The following is a 2,244-nucleotide window of genomic DNA, read 5'->3' on the forward strand; positions in this document are numbered from 1 at the left end:
GTCTCCGCCTCAGGGCACGGTGATCGCGTCCAGCTTGGCCCGCAGGTAGGCGGTGGAGTCGACGGGTTCGTACGCCACCCGGCCGGTCGGTGCGGGGAGCGGGGCGACCGTGGTGTGCGGGTCGCACTCGTAGAAGTAGACCAGCGACATCAGCTCCTCCTCCGGTGCCTCCGGGGAGGGCGGCAGGACCCGGTGCCGGCCCGAGCGCCACCGGTCGCCGGTCCAGCGGGCCATCAGGTCGCCGATGTTGACGGTCAGCGCCGCCGGGTCGTACGGCGCGTCGGCCCAGCCCTGCTCCTCCGTCCAGACCTGGAGGCCGCCGCGCCCCTGCTGGCGGTCGAGCAGCGTGACGGTGCCGAAGTCGGTGTGCGGGCCGATCCGGTACTGGCCGGGCAGCGGCGGGCCGAGAACGTCCGAGCCCGGGTACCAGTTGATGTTGCAGGTGTAGGTCGGGGCACCGGTGTGCCGGGTGAAGAAGTCCGCGGGGCGGCCCAGCGCCGCGGCCAGCAGGCGCAGGGTCTCGTCGGCGGCCGTCCGCATGGTCGCCAGGTACGCCTCGACCAGGCCGCGCAGCCGCGGGACGTGCTCGTCCGGCCAGACGTTGCGCCGGAACCAGTACGCGTCCAGTTCGGCGTCGCCGGTGGCCTGCTCGGCGCCGACCGACCAGGACTCCTTGAGGTCGGGCGGGGTCTCGGTGCCCTCGGCGTAGCCGTTGGCCTCGGCGCCCGGGCCGAGCCAGCCGCGGCCGCCCACCGCCACCGCGTAGCGGCGCTTGACCGGCTCCGGCAGGAGGAAGAACTCCCTTGCGGCCGCACGGACCTCCGCCCGCTGCCGGGCGTCGGCGCCGTGTCCGGTGAGCAGCAGGAAGCCGGCCCTGCTCAGCGCCTCGTCGACCCGGCGGGCGATCGCCGCCCGCTCCGCCTCGCCGCCGGCGACCCAGGCGCCCAGGTCGATCGTCGGAATGCGTACCTCTGCCATCGTGCCGCCCTCTACTCGCCGATGTCCTCGGACCACAGCTCCGGTCGGGCTGCGATGAAGTCCGTCATGAGCCGGACGCACTCCGCGTCGTCCAGCAGGGTGATCCGGGTGCCGTTCCCGGCCAGCCAGTCGTGCCCGCCGTGGAACGTCCGGGCCTCGCCGATCACCACCTGCCCGATGCCGAACTGCCGTACCAGGCCCGAGCAGTACCAGCAGGGCGACAGCGTGGTCACCATGGTGGTCCGCCCGTAGCCGCGCAGCCGTCCGGCCGCGCGGAAGGCCGCCGTCTCCGCGTGCATCGACGGATCGCCGTCCTGCACCCGCCGGTTGCGGCCGCGGCCGAGCAGTTCGCCGTCCGGGCCGAAGAGCGCCGCCCCGATCGGGATGCCGCCCTCCGCCAGCCCGGCCCGCGCCTCCTCCAGCGCCACCGCGAGCATCCGTGCCGTGTCCATCCGCTCTCCTCTCCGTCCTGGCGATCCGGATCCGGGCCGGATCCGTCCTGCGAAACACCCCGGCAACGAAGGGTGCGTACCCTCCCTGGCGCCGCCCCGATCGGGATGCCGCCTTCCGCCACCCAGCCGCGCACGGCTGGACCGCCCGCGTACCACCGCCGCGCCGACCCGCCGGGAGACCCCGTTGCCCGCACTCACCGTCCGCGAGATCCTCGCCTTCGACGTCCTCGGCCCCGCCGCCCCCGTGCTACTGGCCGGCCGCTCCGGTCTGGAGCGCGGCGTGCGCTGGGTGCACTCCAGCGAGGTGTACGAGGGGTGCGCCTTCCTGTACGGCGGCGAGCTGCTGCTCACCAACGGCTACGGGCTGGCCCGTGCGTCCGCCGACCGCCAGCGCGGCTACGTCCGGGAGCTGGCCGCCCGTGCGGCGGCGGCGCTCTTCGTCGAGGTCGGCCGGACACTGCCGGACATGCCGCCGGCGGTGACCGCCGAGTGCGAACGGGTCGGGCTGCCGCTGGTCGCGCTGCGCCGGGTGGTGCCGTTCGTGCGGATCGCCGAGGCCGTGAACACCGCGATCGTCTCGCTGTCGCTCGCCGAGCGCACCACCCGCCGCTTCCGCGGCAGCGCGCACACCGCGCCCGGCAGCGCCGACCACGGGCGGGCGCTCCTCGCCGACCTGCTGGACGGCGCCCAGGTCGGCCGGGCCGAGGCCGCCGCCCGGGCCGAACTGGCGGGGTTCCGCCCGCCGGCCGGCTGCCCGCGGTTCGGGCGCGGCGCGGGCGCGCGCGGGGGCCCCCCCCCCGCCGCCCCCCCCCCC

The 2,244-nt window shown here is 76.0% G+C and carries 3 protein-coding genes; 1 reads left to right on the forward strand and 2 read right to left on the reverse strand.

Annotated features, from left to right (window positions below):
- Positions 1-9: 9 nt before the first annotated feature.
- Both ACFV0G_RS38545 and ACFV0G_RS38550 read right to left on the reverse strand, forming a co-directional pair.
- Positions 10-978: an isopenicillin N synthase family dioxygenase gene (locus ACFV0G_RS38545; protein WP_380558306.1), complete on the reverse strand. Its 969-nt coding sequence runs from the start codon at positions 976-978 to the stop codon at positions 10-12.
- Between the two features lie 11 nt (positions 979-989).
- Entirely contained in the window at positions 990-1,430 is a 441-nt protein-coding gene (locus ACFV0G_RS38550; RefSeq protein WP_380558309.1) for a nucleoside deaminase, read from the reverse strand.
- Positions 1,431-1,614: 184 nt separating this feature from the next.
- On the opposite strand from ACFV0G_RS38550, the gene ACFV0G_RS38555 reads away from it, so the two are divergent.
- Positions 1,615-2,244, forward strand: a 630-nt coding sequence (locus ACFV0G_RS38555; protein ID WP_380558312.1) for a PucR family transcriptional regulator ligand-binding domain-containing protein, incomplete at its 3' end; no start/stop codon positions are given.

Source organism: Kitasatospora sp. NPDC059571, assembly GCF_042735675.1.
Classification (GTDB): Bacteria; Actinomycetota; Actinomycetes; order Streptomycetales; family Streptomycetaceae; genus Kitasatospora.

What these genes read in the sequence shown, in the direction of transcription:
- ACFV0G_RS38550 (WP_380558309.1), bottom strand. Translation starts at nt 1,430, where the DNA reads ATGGACACGGCACGGATGCTCGCGGTGGCGCTGGAGGAGGCGCGGGCC.
- ACFV0G_RS38545 (WP_380558306.1), bottom strand. Translation starts at nt 978, where the DNA reads ATGGCAGAGGTACGCATTCCGACGATCGACCTGGGCGCCTGGGTCGCC.